Annotated in this window: 18 protein-coding genes; 5 read left to right on the forward strand and 13 right to left on the reverse strand. The window is 46.5% G+C overall.

The window, feature by feature from the left end:
* Nucleotides 1-77 precede the first annotated feature (77 nt).
* The 13 genes from R7Z77_RS14255 to R7Z77_RS14315 all read right to left on the reverse strand — a co-directional run bounded on the left by R7Z77_RS14255 (nucleotide 78) and on the right by R7Z77_RS14315 (nucleotide 15,014).
* The gene (locus tag R7Z77_RS14255; RefSeq protein ID WP_062730958.1) at nucleotides 78-1,184 is read right to left on the reverse strand and encodes an NADH:flavin oxidoreductase; all 1,107 of its coding nucleotides are present in this window, start codon (nucleotides 1,182-1,184) and stop codon (nucleotides 78-80) included.
* Nucleotides 1,185-1,854: 670 nt separating this feature from the next.
* Nucleotides 1,855-2,769 carry a heme o synthase gene (gene cyoE / locus R7Z77_RS14260; RefSeq protein ID WP_033906955.1) on the reverse strand — a complete coding sequence of 305 codons (915 nt, stop codon included), beginning with the start codon at nucleotides 2,767-2,769 and terminating at the stop codon, nucleotides 1,855-1,857.
* Nucleotides 2,730-3,041 (reverse strand): cytochrome o ubiquinol oxidase subunit IV, encoded by a 312-nt coding sequence (gene cyoD, locus R7Z77_RS14265; RefSeq protein ID WP_005375783.1) that lies wholly within the window; start codon nucleotides 3,039-3,041, stop codon nucleotides 2,730-2,732. The genes cyoE and cyoD overlap by 40 nt, the downstream gene beginning before the upstream one ends.
* Entirely contained in the window at nucleotides 3,041-3,643 is a 603-nt protein-coding gene (gene cyoC, locus R7Z77_RS14270) for a cytochrome o ubiquinol oxidase subunit III (RefSeq protein WP_005375782.1), read from the reverse strand. The genes cyoD and cyoC overlap by 1 nt, the downstream gene beginning before the upstream one ends.
* Complete coding sequence (gene cyoB, locus R7Z77_RS14275) at nucleotides 3,633-5,669, reverse strand: cytochrome o ubiquinol oxidase subunit I (RefSeq protein ID WP_005375781.1); 2,037 nt, start codon at nucleotides 5,667-5,669, stop codon at nucleotides 3,633-3,635. Before cyoB ends, cyoC begins: the two co-directional genes overlap by 11 nt.
* 5 nt (nucleotides 5,670-5,674) lie before the next feature.
* A complete protein-coding gene (gene cyoA, locus R7Z77_RS14280; RefSeq protein WP_005388604.1) occupies nucleotides 5,675-6,556 on the reverse strand; it encodes a ubiquinol oxidase subunit II in 882 nt (293 codons plus the stop codon).
* A 798-nt stretch (nucleotides 6,557-7,354) separates the two neighbouring features.
* Nucleotides 7,355-8,113, reverse strand: coding sequence for an SDR family oxidoreductase (locus R7Z77_RS14285; protein WP_005375778.1), 759 nt, complete (start codon nucleotides 8,111-8,113; stop codon nucleotides 7,355-7,357).
* A gap of 110 nt (nucleotides 8,114-8,223) precedes the next feature.
* On the reverse strand, nucleotides 8,224-9,129 hold the full coding sequence (gene mmsB / locus R7Z77_RS14290; RefSeq protein ID WP_213967625.1) for a 3-hydroxyisobutyrate dehydrogenase: 906 nt from the start codon (nucleotides 9,127-9,129) through the stop codon (nucleotides 8,224-8,226).
* An 11-nt stretch (nucleotides 9,130-9,140) separates the two neighbouring features.
* A complete protein-coding gene (locus R7Z77_RS14295; RefSeq protein WP_213967624.1) occupies nucleotides 9,141-10,280 on the reverse strand; it encodes an enoyl-CoA hydratase/isomerase family protein in 1,140 nt (379 codons plus the stop codon).
* Nucleotides 10,281-10,288: 8 nt separating this feature from the next.
* On the reverse strand, nucleotides 10,289-11,074 hold the full coding sequence (locus R7Z77_RS14300) for an enoyl-CoA hydratase (RefSeq protein ID WP_318136718.1): 786 nt from the start codon (nucleotides 11,072-11,074) through the stop codon (nucleotides 10,289-10,291).
* 38 nt (nucleotides 11,075-11,112) lie between these two features.
* The gene (locus tag R7Z77_RS14305) at nucleotides 11,113-12,267 is read right to left on the reverse strand and encodes an acyl-CoA dehydrogenase family protein (protein WP_213967623.1); all 1,155 of its coding nucleotides are present in this window, start codon (nucleotides 12,265-12,267) and stop codon (nucleotides 11,113-11,115) included.
* Between the two features lie 18 nt (nucleotides 12,268-12,285).
* Nucleotides 12,286-13,779 carry a CoA-acylating methylmalonate-semialdehyde dehydrogenase gene (locus R7Z77_RS14310; RefSeq protein WP_115386700.1) on the reverse strand — a complete coding sequence of 498 codons (1,494 nt, stop codon included), beginning with the start codon at nucleotides 13,777-13,779 and terminating at the stop codon, nucleotides 12,286-12,288.
* A gap of 23 nt (nucleotides 13,780-13,802) precedes the next feature.
* Complete coding sequence (locus tag R7Z77_RS14315; protein ID WP_017821196.1) at nucleotides 13,803-15,014, reverse strand: acetyl-CoA C-acyltransferase; 1,212 nt, start codon at nucleotides 15,012-15,014, stop codon at nucleotides 13,803-13,805.
* A 275-nt stretch (nucleotides 15,015-15,289) separates the two neighbouring features.
* On the opposite strand from R7Z77_RS14315, the gene R7Z77_RS14320 reads away from it, so the two are divergent.
* The 5 genes from R7Z77_RS14320 to R7Z77_RS14340 all read left to right on the forward strand — a co-directional run bounded on the left by R7Z77_RS14320 (nucleotide 15,290) and on the right by R7Z77_RS14340 (nucleotide 20,307).
* Nucleotides 15,290-15,664: a MerR family transcriptional regulator gene (locus R7Z77_RS14320; RefSeq protein ID WP_017821195.1), complete on the forward strand. Its 375-nt coding sequence runs from the start codon at nucleotides 15,290-15,292 to the stop codon at nucleotides 15,662-15,664.
* A 66-nt stretch (nucleotides 15,665-15,730) separates the two neighbouring features.
* The gene (locus R7Z77_RS14325) at nucleotides 15,731-16,900 is read left to right on the forward strand and encodes an isovaleryl-CoA dehydrogenase (RefSeq protein WP_005387610.1); all 1,170 of its coding nucleotides are present in this window, start codon (nucleotides 15,731-15,733) and stop codon (nucleotides 16,898-16,900) included.
* 25 nt (nucleotides 16,901-16,925) lie between these two features.
* Nucleotides 16,926-18,530: a carboxyl transferase domain-containing protein gene (locus R7Z77_RS14330; RefSeq protein WP_158173129.1), complete on the forward strand. Its 1,605-nt coding sequence runs from the start codon at nucleotides 16,926-16,928 to the stop codon at nucleotides 18,528-18,530.
* Between the two features lie 29 nt (nucleotides 18,531-18,559).
* Nucleotides 18,560-19,399 (forward strand): enoyl-CoA hydratase-related protein, encoded by an 840-nt coding sequence (locus R7Z77_RS14335; protein ID WP_064354630.1) that lies wholly within the window; start codon nucleotides 18,560-18,562, stop codon nucleotides 19,397-19,399.
* Nucleotides 19,399-20,307 carry a hydroxymethylglutaryl-CoA lyase gene (locus tag R7Z77_RS14340; protein ID WP_042521094.1) on the forward strand — a complete coding sequence of 303 codons (909 nt, stop codon included), beginning with the start codon at nucleotides 19,399-19,401 and terminating at the stop codon, nucleotides 20,305-20,307. The genes R7Z77_RS14335 and R7Z77_RS14340 overlap by 1 nt, the downstream gene beginning before the upstream one ends.
* Nucleotides 20,308-20,337: the final 30 nt, after the last annotated feature.

Here is a 20,337-nt window from a genome sequence, read left to right on the forward strand (position 1 = left end):
TTCGATTAACATGCGGATAATTAAAAGCCTCCATATTCAGAGTGGAGGCTAATTTGTATTTGTGTATTCGCTTCGTTCTATTTTTTGCGACGATTTCGGTTCTTATACACCACGCAAAAGTTACCACGCTTGGTACGACACTTTGAGCAACGTTCACAATCTACTGGTGCGCGATTGCCTTCTTTCCAACGTTTGATCAACTGTGGCTCAGCCAATAAAGGGCGTGACACAGCAAAAAATTGGATACCTGTGTTTTCTGCAATTTTCTCAATCGCATCAATGTCGCTCAGCCCGCCGACAGTAATCACCGGTATGCTAACGTCCTGACTGATCACGTGACCATATTCGTGAAAGTAACCTTCTTCTTGTAGTGTGTAACCATCGAACGTTTGACCAACAAGTTCGTTTGCTTTGCCGTGAACATTGCCAGATACGATGATCGCATCAACGCCTATTTCTTCAAGTTTCTTGCAGACGACGCGAGTTTCGTTGAACGTTAAACCGCCGTCAAAGAACTCTGTTGCCGTCAGTTTAACGAGGATGGGAAATTCGCTTCCAACCAGCTTTCTGGTTTCAGAATAAATTTCTAAAAGAAAGCGCATGCGATTTTCTAAGTCACCACCATATTCGTCTTCGCGACGATTATAGTACGGGCTTAAAAACTGGTTAATTAAATAAGTGTGCGCCGCATGAATCTCTACGCCGTCAAAACCAGCGTCTTGAGCACGTTTACTCGCCAATGCGAATGCCTTTACGATGTAGTCTATTTCGTCCTTTGTCATCGCTTTGCCTTGCGTATTTGTACCACGCTCAGGCACGTCACTCGGAGCGAAGATGACACGCTCACCGACGTTATGGGTGGTTTTGGTGCCACCGTAAGCAATTTGCATCACGATTTTAGAATCTTGTTGATGTACTAGCTCTGTTAGCTTTTTGTATTCTTCAATAAAAGAGTCGTTGTAGATCCCCATCATACCTGCGTTGGGTTTCTCTTCTTCAACGATATTGGCATAACCCGTAACAATAAGCCCAACTTCCCCTTTCGCAAGCGTTTCGTAAATATCGTAAAGCTTTACCGTCATGTGACCATCTTCGGTCGCCATGTTCTCCCACGTTGCGCTTCTCACAAAACGGTTCTTTAGGGTCATGTTGCCAATTCGGGCTTCGGAAAACAAAATGCTCAAAACCAGTCCTCTTAAAGTTGTCTTTATGTTTTATCTTTTCGCAAGTAAACAAGAACGAAAAAGGAACAGCGATACACGATGTATGGCTGTTCCTTCTCTGAATCCTTGAGACCTGCAAACTACAGGCGCACCTTAATGCCTCGGAGACGACAAAACTTTAATCTGGGTTAAGGTTTGGTGAGTTTTTAGATTATGTAAAAGGATGATTCTTAATCGTGTTCATTTCACTGGAGCTAAGGTGCTTCCTCACCCACTTTCAGTCGTAAAACTTTTGTATTTCGCTAGCTGGTGATTCAACTCAAACATTCACATTGTTAGTTTGTATGCTGCTATGGGAACTAGCACTCTCCCCAAATGTTTACATTACAAACTATCGATATTGAATTTTCATATGGCAAATAGAGTTATTGCGCTGTTTATACTTTTTAGCTTAATAGTCACTATCTCTTGGCATTATTACGCGTCAGCGAAAACGTGCTTCACTATGTTTTACACACTGGTTGTTTTTGCTTTTAGATATGAATACGTGATAGTGAAGCTAGAGGAGGAGCAGGAAAAACAGGGAAAATAAAGAACAATAGAAAGTTAAATGACCTTACTTCTAGGTAAGGCCATTCATGCATTCAGCAGCAAAAGATATTGGCGCTTAGCAAACGCTTAGGTTTGGTTGTTACAGAGCTAGAGGAATCAACTCGACACCAAGCACACCACTGATCCCCATCACCACTAGCAGTGAGACTTTAAACACCGACTTTGACCAAGCGATATAGTTGTTGTCATCAATGCTGCGAAAGGTCACTTTCGTCCACATAAAGCAAACAACCGCTGCAACCGCTAAGTATTCATACCCGGCTTCACCTAGTAAAAATAACCCCAATGATGCTGCTCCAAACGCCACGACATACGCTTTCATGTGTCGATGAGCTTTATGAATGCCCTCTTTAACTGGCAATACGGGAATCCCGGCTTCTCGGTAGTCTTGCATGCGGAACATGGCAATGGCATATGAGTGCGGCATTTGCCAGAGACAGAACATGGTAAAGAGTAAAATCGCTTCCAAGCTAATGAAGTTTGTTACCGCTAAGTAACCCACCAATGGCGGAACTGCGCCTGAGATACTTCCCACTAAGGTTCCATACACCGAGTTACGTTTGTACCACATCGTGTAAAAGAACACGTAATACACGTAGCCAAGCAACACGACGACAGCGGATAGTGGGTTCACTCGGATAAATAACAGTGCGGTTCCTACCAGCAATAAAGCAAGTGCATAAACAAACGCAATATCGATATTGATGTTGCCTTTCACTGTTTCACGATTTCGTGTACGTGCCATCTTTTGGTCGATATCACGATCGAAAATATTATTCACCACACAACCTGAAGCGATGACTAACCCAACACCAACTAACGTCGTAACGAACAGCATTAGACTGGCTGGTTCTGTTTTTGCGGCGAGGAAGAACCCCGCCGCAACAGAAATCAGGTTGCCGAAAATAATGCCCGGTTTAGTGATAGACAAATAACTTTTCAGCATACCTTGACCTACAACTTCATGTTGACGTTCATGTTGTAGATGATCCATACCGAGCCAGCGATAAGGATAAGTACAACAATGGCGGTAAACATCAGTGATACAAGGTTCCAACGTCCGTCGGATGTTTTTGTTTCCATGTGCAAGAAGTATTTAAAGTGAACAAATATCTGCACTAATGCACATCCAAATAGAATCGCATAGGTCGTTGTATCTGGTAATGATTTCGTCCAAACAAAGTAGAACGGAATTACCGTCAGAATCAGTGAGGCAATAAAGCCTTTCACGTAATCTGACGAACTGGTTTCTACATGTTGATCCATTACATTACCCCCAGTAAGTAAACGATGGTAAAGACACAAATCCAAACGATATCTAGAAAGTGCCAGAATAGGCTTAAGCAGTTAAAGCGCATTGCCATATTGTCGTTCAGACCTTTCGTCGACAGTTGATGATACGCTACCGCTAACCAAATCAGACCAAAGGTTACGTGCAGGCCGTGCGTACCAACCAACGTAAAGAATGCCGATAGGAATGCACTTGTTTGTGGCCCATAGCCTTCTTCAATCAGGTGATGGAACTCATAGACCTCCATACAGATAAAGCCAAGACCAAGCGCGAACGTGACTAACATCCAACGTTTGAGACCAGCAACGTTGTTGCGCTTCATCGCGATAATGCCAAAACCAAATGTGATACTGCTAAACAGAAGCAGCATGGTTTCGACAAACACGAATGGGAGTTCAAAAATGTCTTTACCTGTTGGGCCCGCAATTGAATTGCTCGACAGCACAGCGTATGTCGCGAACAAGGTCGCAAACAGTACACAGTCACTCATCAGGTAAACCCAGAAGCCAAATAGCTTGTTGCCATTCGTGTCATGGTGGTGATCATGGTCGTGATGTGCTGCGATATTAGTTTGCATACGTCACCTCCAGATCATCTTTACTTTCGCTGTCTTTCACTGAGTTTTTCTTCGCTTCTTCAAGCTGAGCTCGACGTTCGGCCTCAATTGCTTTGATCTCTTCAACTTCCACGTAGTAATCCACATCATCGTTATAGCTATGCTGAATACACGTCACGATAATACCGACCAAACTTGCCGCCGCTAGCCACCAAATGTACCAAATCATGCCGAAGCCAAATAGGAGCGACCAAGCCGACACGTAGATGCCTGTTGCCGTGTTTTTTGGCATATGAATACGTTCGTATTCCACTTCTTTAGTTGGATCGAACTCGCCACTTTGTTTCTGGTACCAGAAGGCATCCAGCACATCACCTTTTGGTAGGTGCGCAAAGTTGTAGAACGGCGGTGGAGACGATGTTGCCCACTCAAGAGTACGTCCACCCCACGGGTCACCAGTTAAATCACGATTTTGCTCGCGGTCACGGATACTCACGTAAATTTGGATGAACTGAGACAATACGCCCAGCGCAATCACAACCGTACCTGCTGCGGCAATCGACAACAGTGGGAAGTATTCTGGGTTGATGTCTTGGCTTAAACGACGAGTCATCCCCATAAAGCCCAGCGCATAAAGCGGTAGGAACGCCATTAAGAAACCAATAATCCAAAGATAGAACGCACGTTTGCCCCAAGTTTCATTCATGGTGAAACCGGTCGCTTTCGGGAACCAGTAAGTGATCGCAGCGAAACATCCAAACACCACACCACCGATGATAACGTTGTGGAAGTGAGCGATAAGGAATACTGAGTTATGCAGAACGAAATCTGCACCCGGAACAGCCATTAGTACGCCCGTCATACCACCAACAGTAAAGGTGATCAGGAAACCCACCGTCCACATCATTGGCGTCGTAAAGCGGATGCGGCCTTTGTACATGGTGAATAGCCAGTTGAAGATCTTCACCCCTGTTGGGATAGAAATGATCATCGTGGCAATACCGAAGAAGGCATTTACGTTCGCGCCAGACCCCATCGTAAAGAAGTGGTGTAGCCAAACAACAAAGGCAAGAATCGTGATAACTACGGTAGCCCAAACTAGCGATGTGTAACCGAACAACTTTTTACGTGAGAAGGTTGCGGTGACTTCTGAGAACACACCAAAAATTGGCAAGATCAAAATGTACACTTCTGGGTGACCCCAAGCCCAAATCAGGTTGACGTACATCATTACGTTGCCGCCAAGATCATTGGTAAAGAAGTGCATGCCTAGGTATCTATCCAGCGTAAGCAGAGCGATAGTCACCGTTAGGATTGGGAATGAAATGATGATCAAAATGTTTGCACACAGAGACGCCCAAGTGAAAACTGGCATCTTCATCATTGGCATAGACGGTGTACGCATACGCAAAATGGTCGCGAAGAAGTTCACGCCTGTTAACGTCGTACCAACACCTGATATCTGCAGCGCCCAAATCCAATAGTCGACCCCGACTCCTGGGCTTGCCTCAATACCTGAAAGCGGCGGATACGCTAGCCAACCTGTACGACCAAATTCACCTAAGCCGAGAGACATGTTTGTTAGGATGACACCAACAACAAACAGCCAGAAGCTCAAGTTATTCAGATACGGGAAAGCCACGTCACGTGCACCAATCTGCAATGGCACGATGATGTTCATCAAACCAATGACCAATGGCATCGCTACAAAAAAGATCATGATCACGCCGTGGGCAGTAAAAATTTGATCGTAGTGATGCGGTGGCAAGTAACCTGCTTCACCCGCAGAAGAAAGGAGTTGCTGACTACGCATCATGACTGCGTCAGCAAAACCACGAACAAGCATCACCATCGCTACTGCGATGTACATGAAGCCAAGTTTTTTATGGTCTACTGAAGTAAACCATTCATTCCACAAATATTGCCACTTTCCGGCTTTGGTTACTGCGTAAACTACGGCTAAACCAACCAGTGCCACAACCGCTAGGGTGATGACGATAATAGGTTCGTGGAATGGAACTGAATCAAGAGTTAATCTTCCAAACATTACGATTATCCTTGGTTTTCAGGCAAACAGTTCATTGAACCAGGATGCTGAGTCACAACGTCGGTGAACAAGAACGGAGGAACGCTAGAGAACAAAGTGACTGGCTCTGCGATACTTGGCGCTGCCAGTGAGCTGTATTGCTCCCAATCTTCAATACGATCAGGGCTCGCCTTCACTTTCTGCACCCAATTTAGGAACGCAGCACGATCAGACATTGCTGAAGCTGTGAACTTCATTTGCGAAAAGCCTTCGCCGCTGTAGTTCGATGCAAAACCCTTATAGTCACCTTCATGGTTCGCTATCAGGTTGAGCTTGGTTACCATTCCTGGCATCGCGTAGATCTGTGTACCTAAGCGAGGGATGAAAAACGCGTTCATGATGTTGTCCGAAGTCAGTTTGAACTGCACTGGCACGTCTTTCGGGAACGCCACATAGTTCACCGTCGCAATGTTTTCTTCTGGATAGATGAACAACCATTTCCAATCGAGTGACACCACTTCGATGGTCATTGGTTTAACATCACTTTCCAAAGGTTTGGATGGCTCTAGTTCATGAGTAGAACGCCATGTGATCGTCGCAAGAATCGCAATGATGATGATTGGAATTGTCCATACCACCACTTCGATTTTGGTCGAGTGTGACCACTCGGGTGCGTACTCTTCTTCAGTGTTAGAGGCGCGGTATCGGTAAGCGAAGTAAATCGTCATTAAAATCACAGGGATTACAACGATCAACATCAGCAAAAGAGCAGTAATAATTAGCTCTTTTTCCTGCACACCAATGGCACCTTTGGGGTCAAGTAAAGCTGAATTACATCCTGAGAGCATAAGTATGACGGACGCCAAACTTCCCCTCGACAAGATGCGTTTATATCTTGAGGCTTCCATTAACTTTCTCGATGGTTGTCTGGTTTCAAAACAGATGCCAATCAAAGTAAATAAGAGCTCACAAATAGCGCAGAGGTAATGTATGAGAACAAGAAAAAACCTCGATAAGTAGTTATTCTACTTACAATTTTTCAACTTCGTCATCAAGCATTTAACCAGCTAGAATGAACCGTTATTTGCTACGATACGATTGGTATCAAGCCAAGAACCAGTTGTTATAGTCATTAGAATGTTTATGTGTTGAGCATGAGTAACGTCGGGCTCAGAGCGAAACAAAACGGAATTGAGTGGAGATCAAAACCACACTCTTAGTGTGAGTTTATTGTTACACTTTGAAACACTATGTTACATTTGGCGCATTATGAGGAGTAAAAAGTTAAAGCTCATTAGCCACAACTGGAAACTAACCTTCCATTAATGGAAGTTACACACTTTAAATAGAATATTAACCTCAACACGAATTTCTCGTGCTTCAACAATTAATTATTTAAAAACAAACAGTTGAAACTAAAAATTGATGAGACTGACTATCAACTTCATTTACGCAGATAGCCTTAATGAGAAGCGGAAACTAAAAAACCAAAAGTGTGATCAGAATCAAATTAATGATTTCACTTAATATTTGAGTGGTATTTGCATCTCTTTATTGGATTGTGAGAAATCATTCTCAAGGTAAATCCAAACATAAGTTGTAAATACATTTGGGCTGCGCAGAATGAGCACTCCACAACATAGAAAATGTTGAAATGGAAAGAAACTTATTATTCAGGTCTATCAGAGCCTTATTTCAGTGGTCACTTACATACGAATACCGCCATCCACTTCTAAAACCCTGCCAGTAAAGTAATCACTCTCAATAATGTATTTTACTGCATGCGCGATTTCGCTTGTTTCGCCCATCCTGCCAACTGGGATCATCTTTTCTAATCGCTCTATGGCTTCGGGTTTCATTTGCTCTGCCATCGCGGTGTGTACTACACCTGGTGCAACCGCCGCCGCACGAATACCGTATCTTGCGAGCTCACGGGCCCATGTTGTCGCCATGGTCGCGACCGCCGCTTTAGATGCAGAATAATTGGTTTGTCCGATATTCCCTGCTCTCGCAACACTAGAAATATTGATGATAACGCCTTGGGAGCCACTCTCAATCATCTTGACGGCCGCTTCACGCCCACACAAAAATGTTCCTGTCACGTTAACGTTCATGACCAAATTGAATTGATCCAAAGACATCTTACTGATCACGCCATCTTTTGCTTTTACAAGTAACCCATCTCTTAACACGCCAGCGTTATTGACTAACCCATTGAGTTGACCAAAATCTTGGATAATCGCTTCAAACGTGGTTTCAACGTCGATTTCGTTGGTGACATCCACTTGATATGTCAACGCTTTCGCACTCAGCATTCGACACTGCTCTTGTGTTTCCATTAAGCCACTGGCGTTTACATCCAACAACGCTAAATCAGCGCCAGCTTGAGCAAGGGTAATGGCCATCATTTGCCCAAGCCCCTGCCCTGCTCCTGTAATGGCAATAACACTACTTTTTATGTCCATATTGGTGCACTCCATAACTCGTAATGTTCTCTATCTCAACCAGTCTAAGTTGGCCGAAATGATGCGCGTTTTAGGTCACCATCTCAGGCTGGTTTGTCACAAAACTCGGTCTAGCCTTTCTTACTCTTGTATAACTCAAATAAGCTTGAGAAATCGAGCTCGCCGTGGCCGCTCGCGTTGTGGAAAGAATATAAGTTGCGCGCTAACGACCCCATCGGAACCGAAGAATGTGTTTGTAACGCCGCATCTAACCCCAAGCCGAGATCTTTTAGCATGAGTTTGCTCATAAAGCCCGGTTGGTAATCGTGACTAGCTGGCGCACTGTCCATCACGCCTGGGCAAGGATTGTAAAGCTCCAATGCCCAATTTCGGCCAGAGCTTTGCAGCATGATGTTTGATAGCACTTTTGGATCGAGTCCATGATCGATACCTAGGTTTAATGCCTCGCACGTACCAGACATTAAAATGCCGAGCATAAGGTTGTTACAGATTTTCGCCATTTGACCATCGCCTGCTTTGCCAGCATGGAAAACATTTTTTCCCATATACTGCAAAATCGCATTGGCTTTAGAAAACGCTTGATCCGAACCACCAACAATAAAGGTTAATGTCGCCGCTTTCGCGCCAGCAACGCCTCCCGAAACGGGCGCGTCGACAAACAACACACGTTTATTTGCCGATTCATTGGCGACTAATCGCGCAGAGTCCGGATCAATGGTTGAACAATCAATCATCAAGGTACTTGGCGAGACAAGATTGAGGACACCTACGCCACCATGTAAGTCACCAAGATACACGGAACGAACGTGAGACCCTGCTGGTAGCATCGTGATGACTGTGCTAGCACCATCTACTACCTCTTCGATAGAGCTCGCCACCACGGCACCAAAAGGTACTAGTTGCTTTGCCGCTTCGCTATCGACATCGAATACTTGCACGTTAAATCCAGACGCGAGTAAGTTTTGCGCCATAGGATGCCCCATTCTTCCTAAACCGATAAATGCGATGGTACTCATGATCATTCTCCTTATTGACCTAGTGTTTGTTCACCCAAATCAGCAAGCGGATGTTCGTCATCCGGCCAAAGTGAGGTAAACAAGGTATCGATGATATCTTCATCGACTTCACTGACATTGTTAAACATCCAGTTAGGTTCGCCATCCCGGTCAATGAGCCGAGAACGGACGCCCTCTTTAAACTCACCTAATAAGGCACTTCGAACCGACAAACTCAACTCTAAACGGAAGCAATCTGCAAGCGGTAAGCTGTGGTATTCTTTCACTTGTCTGAAGCAAATATGCGCGGTGATCGGACTGCCCGATGCGAACGTTTGTTTCGCGTTTTCTATCCACTGACTGTTCCCGTCGATAGCCATGATTCGCTGTGCTATCGCATTAAGATCAAAGCCTTTGCACGCTTCCTCTATCTGATCTAAGTATGGACAAATTTGCGTGGTTGGTTTGCTATCAATAACCTGTTCTTCCATTAATTGTAGTCGCGCAGTTACCAACTCTTTCGCATCTTCTTTGCCCCACTGGAGCCGCTTTAGCTCATCCAGTAAGGTGGGATACTGCTCTTCCAACAGTAACCAATCGGCCAAACCAATAGTGACAGCGTCACTTGAATTCACCATGGAGCCTGTCAATCCGAGGAATAAACCCACTTGCGGATCTATCTGGCTTAAAAACCACGTACCTCCCACATCAGGATACAGTCCAATATTGATTTCTGGCATAGCAAGGCGTGATGTTGTTGTCACAACTTTATGGCTGGTTCCCATAAAAAGCCCCATCCCACCGCCCATGACAATACCTTCTCCCCAACCGATAATGGGTTTGTTGTAAGTGTGAATGAGATAGTCACACTCATACTCCAACGAGAAATAGTCCGTACAGAACTCTACGATTTTTTCTTTACTCTCGTTATGCATGACGTGATACATAGCTCGAACATCACCACCAGCACAGAATGCTTTTTCTCCAGCGCCAGTCAGTACCACACAAGCCATATGTGGATCATCTTGCCACTTGATAAGCTGATCGTTAAGTTGGACTAACATGTCATACGTCAATGCATTCAATGAAGCGGTGTTGTCTAACGTTGCGATACCAATGCGGTGCACGCCATCTAAGCACTCTATTTCACTAATGGTTACCATCCCTGCCATGTGGCCTCCTATCGGTTTTTCCATTGCGGTGGGCGTTTTTCTAAAAAGGCGCGAACACCCTCAACTTGATCTTCCGTATCAAAAAGATTCAGAAACAACTCTCGCTCTTTCATTAAGCCGTGCTTAAGTGGCGCAGAGCGCATATTTTGAATGAGCGCCTTACATGCGGCGACAGAAGATGGTGACTGGTTCGCAACAGATTCAGCAAGTTCCAGCGCTTTACTTAAAGCTTCACCTTTGGGAACCAACTCCTCAACTAGGCCTAGTTCTTTTGCTTTGTCAGCGCTGACTTGCTCTCCACATAAAATGATACGCTTTGCCCAGCCTTCCCCTACTAACGCTGTGAGGTTTTGGGTACCGCCAGCGCAGGGCAAAAGTCCGACTTTGGCTTCAGGTAAAGCAAGTACCGCTTGCTCTTCAACGACTCGAATATCACAAGCTAATGCCACTTCTAAACCTCCACCCATGGCGTAACCATTAATAGCGGCAATGGAAACACCACGGAATTCCGAGAGCATTTCAAAGGCTTCACCAAAGCATCGCGCCATGTCTAACGCAACCGCTTTGTCACCGTCAGAAAATAGCTTGAGATCTGCACCAGTAGAGAAAAACTTTTCTCCACTGCCGGTTAAAACCAATGAATAGACCTGCTTATCATCGTTAAGTGTGAGTATCAGCGATTTCAGTGCCTTGAGACTCTCTGCTGTCCACGTATTGGCTGGCGGGTTGTTCATCGTCACCACCGCAACGTGATTAGTGATCGTATGTTGAATGGCTTCTTGGGTTAATGGCATATCTGAATCCTTTCTCAATGAGCAAATCCAATACTTCGCTACAGCAAGGCCGACTCCTCTGAGAGTAAACGGCGCGCGATGATCAAGCGCATGATTTCGTTTGTCCCCTCCAGAATTTGATGCACACGCACATCTCTGAAATGACGCTCCATTGGATACTCTTTGATGTAACCATAGCCGCCATAAAGCTGTAGCGCGTGGTCGCAAACCTGAAAGCCCACATCAGTCGCGAACCGTTTTGCCATAGCGCAATAAGCCGTCGCATCGGGGTCATTTCGGTCGAGCTTGCTGGCGGCATAGCGCACTAACTGCCGTGCAGCCACGAGCTCTGTCGCCATGTCTGCTAATTTGAATTGTAAGGCTTGAAACTGCGCAAGCGGTTTGCCGAACTGCTTACGCTCCTGAATATACTGTGTCGCCTGTTCAAGGGCCTGTTGAGCCGTACCGACGGAACAGGTCGCAATATTTATACGCCCTCCATCAAGCCCTTTCATCGCAAAGACAAAACCTTGCCCTTCTTCGCCCAGTAAATGGCTAGCTGGAATAACGACATTTTCAAAAGTAACCGCTCGTGTTGGTTGGCTGTTCCAGCCCATTTTGGGTTCTTTGCGCCCATAGCTGATACCATCTGCGTGAGCAGGAACAACAAATGCAGACACGCCTTTGGCACCCGCTTCTCCGGTTCTCGCCATCACGACCAAAACATCTGTCTCTCCCGCGCCAGAGATAAAGGTTTTGCCGCCGTTGATGACATACTTATCTCCCTTTTTTGTAGCGGAAGTGGTCAGTGCAGCGGCTTCTGATCCTGCGTTGGGTTCGGTTAAGCAATAGGAGCCTAACCACTCCCCCGTAACTAATTTCGGACAGAACTGCGTTTTGGCTTCATCGGTAGCAAAACTGGCTATCATCCAACTCACCATATTGTGGATAGTCATGAAAGCGGTCGTCGACGTACAGCCCATTGAGAGTTGTTCAAAGATAATTGAAGCATCCAAGCGACTCAGCCCTAGGCCACCTTGCGCTTCTGGAGTGTAGAGACTGAGAAACCCCAGTTCCCCCGCCTCTCTCAATACGTCTTTGGGGAAGATCTGCTTTTCATCCCACTCCGCCGCCATCGGTGCTAAACACTCATCGGCAAATTGCTGAGCGGTATCGGCAAATGCACGTTGATCTTCATTAAGTTCAAAGTCCATAAAGCTCCTTCTATTCACTCAGCGCAGTTGGATGGTCAAATTAGGCCCCGTTGGAATATCGTCATCAAACCAACGTGTCGTCACCGTTTTGGTCTCGGTATAAAAACGTACCGCTTGTTTACCATACGCATGTAAATCACCATAGAAACTGCCTCTCCAACCAGTAAAGGAGAAAAATGGTAAAGGGACTGGAATAGGCACATTGATCCCAACCTGACCGACTTGAATGTCATGTTGATATTTTCTCGCAGCAGCGCCATTAGCGGTAAATATAGAAGTTCCGTTGCCGTAAGGGTTGCGATTCACTAACTCAATAGCTTCTTGCAACGTTTCGACTTCCATACAAACTAAGACAGGGCCAAATATCTCTTGCGTGTAAATCGACATGTTCGCTGTTACACCGCTAAACAAGGTTGGGCCAATCCAGTTTCCATCGGGAAAGCCGTCCACTTCACACTGACTACCATCGAGTTCACACACTGCGCCTTGTTGTTTGCCATCTTCGATTAGGTCCAATACGCGTTGCTTGGCTTGCTCACTGATCAGTGGGCCATAAGCAGCCTGTTCATCATCCCAAGGCCCTGGGTGTACTTTCGCCATTGCCTGTTTGAGGTCTGTAATCCATTGTTTTGAATCGCCGACAAATACCGCAACAGAAATTGCCATACAACGCTGCCCCGCCGCCCCAACGGAGGCTCCGATTAGGTTATTCACCACTTGTTCCTTGTTCGCATCAGGCATGATCACCATGTGATTTTTTGCACCTGCAAAAGCTTGAACACGTTTAAAATGTTTAGTCCCTGTGGTGTAGATATAACGGGCAACGGGAACCGAGCCAACAAATGACACCGCTCGAATATCAGGATGAGCCAGAAGAAAGTCGACTTGCTCTTTGCGGCCATGAACGATCTGCAACACTCCTTTCGGCGCACCAGCTTGCTCAAATAGTTCAGCTAAACGAATAGAGGTCAATGGCACTTGTTCGGAGGGTTTGAGCACAAACGTATTGCCCGCAGCGATAGCGATTGGGAACATCCACAACGGAATCATGGCTGGAAAGTTAAACGGCGTAATGCCGCAACACACACCTAGGGGCTGAATCATTGAGTAACTATCAATATCCGTGGCAACGTTTTCGACGGTTTCTCCCATCATATTGCTGGCAATGTTTGCAGCCTGCTCAACCACCTCGATACCACGCCACACATCGCCTTTGGCATCCGCTAAAATCTTACCCGTTTCATGAGAAAGCAGTGTGGCAAGCTCATCATGATGCTCTTTGAGCAAGTGCTGATAACGCAGCATGACTCGGGCACGCTCGGATATTGCCACTTCCTTCCAAGATTGGAATGTCTCTTTCGCATTATCAATGGCGGCTTCCATCTCGTGCTCTGTGGAACATGGAACGTACGCAATGACATCATTAGTGGCGGGATTGGTTACCTCAACCCAATCCGATGTTTGAGATTCACGAAACTCGCCACCAATAAACAAGGGAACCAAACGAGTCATCATTTACTCCTTTCTAATTTCAATTAAAGCGGTATTTCAATGCCTATCGCCGTGGCTTCTCCACCACCGATACAAAGTGACGCAACACCCCGCATCACTTTTTTGGCTTCGAGATCACCATTGGTGCCTAGCGCTTGTAGCTGACGCAAACTGTGAATCAATGTCACCAGAATTCGTGCGCCACTAGCCCCTATCGGATGCCCAAGCGCACAAGCTCCACCTTTAATATTTACTTTGCTCGTATCTAGTCCAAGTTCCGCCACCGCTATTTGTGTCACAACGGCAAAGGCTTCATTGATTTCCCACAGGTCCACTTCATAAATTGACCAATCTAGCTGGAACAGCAGTTGCTCAATTGCGTAGACGGGTGCCAAAGTAAATTCTGCAGGTTTTCTGGCATGTGTAGAGTGCGCCTTGATGATCGCAAGTGGTTTAAGCCCCTGATGACGCGCAGTGTCTTCATCCATAAGCACAAGAGCCGCCGCGCCATCTGAAATGGCACTCGAATTAGCAGCGGTCACCGTACCTTTTTCATCGAATGCAGGTTTGAGTTGAGGAATTTTACCAAGGTCAATCGAGCGTGGGTGCTCATCGTAGTCCAGCACCGCTTGTTCTGACTTGGTATTGAGTGAAACCGGCGAAAGTTCATCGGCAAACAAGCCTCGCTCTTGAGCTTCCAACGCACGTTTTGCCGACATCACGGCCCATTCATCCATTTGCTCTCTGGTGAACTTAAGCCTGTCAGCGACTTGCTGAGCATAAACACCCATTAAGTGCCCTTCGTAAGCATCTTGTAGCCCATCGAGAAACATGTGGTCATACGTAGACTGGTGCCCCATGCGCATTCCCTTTCTCGCCTCCCTCAGCAAATACGGCGCATTGGTCATACTTTCCATACCACCAGCAATGGCTGAGCGAATCGTTCCAGCTTTAATGAGATCGTGCGCTAACATGACGCTCTTCATGCCAGAGCCACACACTTTGTTAATGGTGGTGCACCCTACACCCAAAGGAAGATCTGCCCCCATAGATGCTTGCCTCGCAGGAGCTTGTCCACACCCTGCTGGAAGCACACATCCCATGAACACTTCATCCACCGAAGTCACATTCACTTCGTGCATTGCCGCCTTGATCGCCAGTGCGCCTAATTGAGGAGCAGAGTAAGTTTGCAACTTGCCTTGAAAGCGCCCAATTGGCGTTCTTTTCGCGCTGACAATCCAGATGTCTTTTCCCATGATTCGCATTCCCTTAAGGTATATGTGAACACTTGGCAGACTGATGACACCCTACATAGAATTACTCACCAAGCGCCACACCAGCCTTTATCGCCTTTTTCACTAACAAACTTTCATTCCGCGATTTCTTGACGTTTACGTAAGCATAGCACTAGCCTTTACAATGAGATGAAAAAACACACCAAGCAGACGTTTATATTTCAAAGTTGATGTTCGGCCTTCCCATTTAAGGTTCGATTTCCAGAAACTGGATTTTTATTCGAGGTAAGTATGTTATGGAAAAATACAAGATCAGTGACCTCGCCAAGGAGTTTGATATTACTACTCGCAGTATCCGGTTTTATGAAGACGTGGGTCTGATTGAACCAGAGCGAAAAGGCAATATGCGCGTTTATCAACGCAGGGATAGAATTCGCCTCAAACTGATTTTAAGAGGGAAACGACTCGGTTTTTCGTTGGCAGAAATTCGTGAACTTTTCGAGCTCTACGACATGCAACAAACCGAAGGACAGTTATTGAAAATGCTCAATATCATTGAAGAGAAACAAGCCGTCCTACAGCAACAACTCAACGACATCAGCGTCGTTATGGCAGAGTTGAATGCCGCTAAGGAGCGTTGTATTCAAACACTCAAAAGCAAGCAGACATAAACGCTATACTCAATTAGCAACACCGCTACAGGCTTTTCCACCTTACCTCTGATACCGGGAGACGTTATGAAAAGCACCTATACCCCACTCAATTTCGGACTTGGTGATACCATCGATATGCTCCGAGAACACGTTAATGCCTTTGCTACGGAACATATTGCGCCCATCGCCGCTGAGATAGACCGCGATAACCAGTTCCCGAATCATTTATGGCCTTTGTTGGGAGAAATGGGGTTGCTTGGTGTGACCGTCGATGAAGAGCTTGGTGGTGCAGGCATGGGATACCTCGCTCATGTTGTTGCCATGGAAGAAATCAGCCGTGCCTCTGCGTCTGTCGCTTTAAGCTACGGCGCTCATTCTAACCTGTGCGTCAACCAAATCTTTCGTAACGGCACGCCTTCTCAACGCGAAAAATACCTTCCAAAACTCATTGATGGTACGCACGTTGGCGCCCTAGCGATGAGTGAGCCCAATGCCGGTTCAGACGTGATAAGCATGCAACTGAAAGCGGAGAACAAGGGCGACCATTTTGTACTGAATGGCAACAAAATGTGGATAACAAACGGGCCCGATGCTGACGTAGTGGTGCTTTACGCTAAAACGGATGTCAGCGCAGGTTCACGTGGCATTACCGCATTCATTATTGAACGTAACTTCGCAGGTTTCACTCATGCTCAAAAGCTGGACAAACTAGGCATGAGAGGCTCGAATACTTGCGAACTTGTATTTAACCATTGCGTAGTGCCAAAAGAGAATATTCTTGGCGAGTTGAATCAAGGCGTCGAGGTGTTAATGAGTGGGCTGGATTACGAGCGCGTCGTCCTCGCTGCCGGACCACTCGGGATAATGCAAGCTTGCATGGACATTGTGGTCCCGTACGTACATGAACGAGAGCAGTTTGGAAAATCCATTGGCGAGTTTCAGTTAGTTCAGGGCAAGATCGCCGATATGTATTCTCGAATGAGTGCAGCAAAAGCGTATGTATATACCGTCGCAGCGGCTTGTGATCGAGGTAACGCAACACGCAAAGACGCCGCTGGCGCGATTTTGTACAGTGCAGAACTCGCCACACAAATGGCACTCGATGCAATACAACTGCTCGGTGGGAATGGCTACATCAATGAATACCCTGCTGGTCGTTTGCTACGTGATGCAAAGCTTTATGAAATCGGCGCGGGTACCTCAGAGATTCGCCGCATGTTAATAGGCCGAGAACTGTTCGAAGAATCTCGCTAACGGAACATACGACAAGGAAGTCATTATGGCCATTATCAAAAGTAAAACTAAGCCAACTGACGAGTTATTTCTTTCCAATAAAGCTGCGATGGAAACGTTGGTCACTCAACTGAATCAACACATCGATACCATCAAACAGGGAGGCGGTGAAAAAGCCATTCAGCACCAGAGGCAAAAAGGAAAACTCCCAGCCCGAGAACGCATCGCGCGCTTGCTTGATGACAACACTGACTTTCTTGAAATCAGCCAGTTTGCCGCCTGGCAGGTGTATGACGAAGCGATCCCATGCGCTGGCGTTATCGCCGGCATTGGTATCATAGAGGGAATTCAATGCATGGTTATCGCCAACGATGCTTCGGTAAAAGGTGGAACCTACTACCCACTCTCGGTAAAAAAACACCTAAGAGCGCAAGAGATTGCCCAACGTTGCCAACTCCCCTGCGTGTACTTGGTGGACTCCGGTGGCGCAAATCTCCCTCATCAGTCCGACGTCTTCCCCGACAAAGAACACTTTGGTCGCATTTTCTTTAACCAAGCGAGAATGTCAGCGAAAGGCATTCCCCAAGTTGCTGTTGTGATGGGGCTTTGCACTGCTGGGGGCGCGTACGTTCCTGCCATGGCGGATGTCTCCATTATGGTTAAAGAGCAAGGCACCATTTTTTTGGCGGGGCCACCTTTGGTGAAAGCGGCCACTGGCGAAGTCGTGACGGGTGAAGAGCTCGGCGGTGCAGACGTGCATTGTCGGAAATCTGGTGTCGCAGATTATTACGCTGAAAATGATGAACATGCCCTAATGCTTGCGAGAGAAGCCATTGCCAATGCCAATAGAACAAGACCTGTTAAGCCAGAAAACACCGTACTTCCTCCCCGCTACGACGCAGAAGAAATCTACGGAATCGTGAATGCAAACTTACGACTGTCATTCGACGTTCGAGAAATTATTGCCCGCATCGTCGATGATTCTGATTTCGACGAATTCAAATCCTTGTACGGCAGAACGCTAGTGTGTGGCTTCGCTCGTATTCAAGGACACTTGATTGGTATTGTGGCAAACAACGGCATCTTGTTTTCTGAATCGGCACAAAAAGGCGCGCACTTTATTGAGCTGTGCGCCAAACGGAAAATACCGCTTCTCTTTCTCCAAAACATTACCGGCTTTATGGTCGGAAAAAAGGTTGAAGAAGAAGGCATCGCAAAACATGGCGCCAAGTTAGTGATGGCCGTCGCTTGTGCTGACGTGCCGAAGTTTACCGTGATCATCGGTGGATCGTACGGCGCTGGTAATTACGGCATGTGCGGCCGAGCGTATGATCCAACCATGATGTGGATGTGGCCGAACGCGCGTATTTCTGTGATGGGCGGAGAACAAGCAGCAGGCGTTTTAACACAAGTTCGAAAAGACGCGAAGGAACGTCAGGGGGAAGCGTGGTCAGAGCAAGAAGAGCACATTTTTAGAGAATCGATCATAGACTTGTATGAAACACAAGGACATCCCTATTTTGCGAGTGCTCGGCTATGGGATGACGGAATTATTGACCCTAAAAAAACGCGTCAGGTGTTGAGTCAAGCGTTAACGGCAGCATTAAATGCCCCCATTCCTGATAGCGAGTTTGGCGTCTTCAGAATGTAAACATCCAAAGATGAATTAAGGAAGTTAGTATGCAGGAAATGCAACCAAGCATTATTCCCAACGCCCAAAGGCAAGATGATGTTCTTTGGCATGTCGATGATAATGGCGTAGCGACCATTACCCTAAACAGAACAGCCAAACACAATGCTTTTGACGCTTGTACGATCGACTTGCTGATCCACCGCCTAGATTATCTCGCTTTACGAACGGATGTGCGGTGCTTGGTATTAAGAAGTAACGGTAAGCATTTTTCATCCGGGGCCGATTTGAATTGGATGCAGTCGATGGCCGAAAGCACGAGGCAAGATAACTTCGTTGATGCCCAAAACTTGGCAAGACTCATGGAAACATTAGATTCGTTCCCTCAACCCACCATCGCAGTTGTTCAAGGTTCCGCTTATGGTGGTGCTTTAGGGTTGATTTGTTGTAGTGATATCGCCATCGCAAGCCAAAGTGCCAACTTTTGCTTAAGTGAAGTTAGGCTTGGTTTAGTTCCAGCAACCATTGCGCCTTACGTCATGCGCGCGATGGGGAATAGACAAGCTAGACGCTATATCTTAAGTGGTGAAGTCATTTCAGCCGAAGATGCCGAACGGTTTGGTATTGTGCACGAAGTGAAAGAAGCCAAACAGCTTGAAAATGCGGTCGATAGCGTAATCAAGACGTTGCTACTTAATAGCCCAGATGCGATGCGTAAAGCGAAAACGCTCTGCCATCAATGTCATCAAAACCCCATCGATCAACAACTGATTCACTATACTAGCAAGCTCATTGCGGACATTAGAGTATCACCCCAAGGTCAAGATGGGCTGCAAGCGTTTCTTGAAAAACGTAGCCCAAGTTGGGTCACCAAGTCACAGGACAAGTAATGCTACCTTCCAAAGTAAAGATTGTCGAAGTAGGTCCTAGAGATGGGTTGCAAAATGAACCTCCTGTTGCGACCCAGACTAAAATCCGGCTGATCAACTTACTCTCTGATACTGGGTTAACGCATATTGAGGCGGGCTCTTTTGTTTCGCCCAAATGGGTGCCACAAATGGCGGACTCAACAGAGGTCATGAAAGCAATAACAAGGCGAAATCATGTTACTTATTCTGCCCTGACACCAAACCTAAAAGGCTTCGAACAAGCCTTGGAGGCTGGTGCCAATCAGGTCGCGATTTTCACTTCATCATCAGAAGGATTCTGCCAACACAATATCAATTGCTCGATTGCAGAAAGCCTAACTCGCTTCGAACCTGTAATGCGATTAGCCACCAAACACGGCATCCCTGTTCGTGGCTATCTATCCTGCGTTGCCGACTGCCCTTACGATGGCCCGACAGCCCCTAAACAAGTGGCGAGCGTGGTCAAATCACTCATCGATTTAGGGTGTTATGAGGTGTCTCTAGGCGACACAATCGGTACAGGCACGCCAAACCGTATCGCTGCTATGCTGGAAGCCGTCATGTTGGTTGCACCTCTTCCCCAGCTTGCTGTCCATTTCCACGACACATGGGGACAAGCTCTCACCAACATTTATCAGGCATTGAGTATGGGCATCAATACCATCGACAGTAGTGTAGCTGGGCTGGGTGGATGCCCATACGCTCATGGCGCATCAGGAAATGTCGCAACGGAGGATGTACTGTATTTATGCCAAGGGTTAGGAATAGAAACGGGGATCGACTTAGAGCTACTGGCTAAAGCTGGCTGGATGATCAGCGAAGAGCTGGGTCGGCAGCCTACATCAAAAGTGTCATTAGCATTGCGTAACCGCGTATTATCACTTTCGTAGAAGGCCATCCGGCACCTCAAATTCTCCCAA

The sequence above is a fragment of the Vibrio sp. 1401 genome (assembly GCF_033340295.1).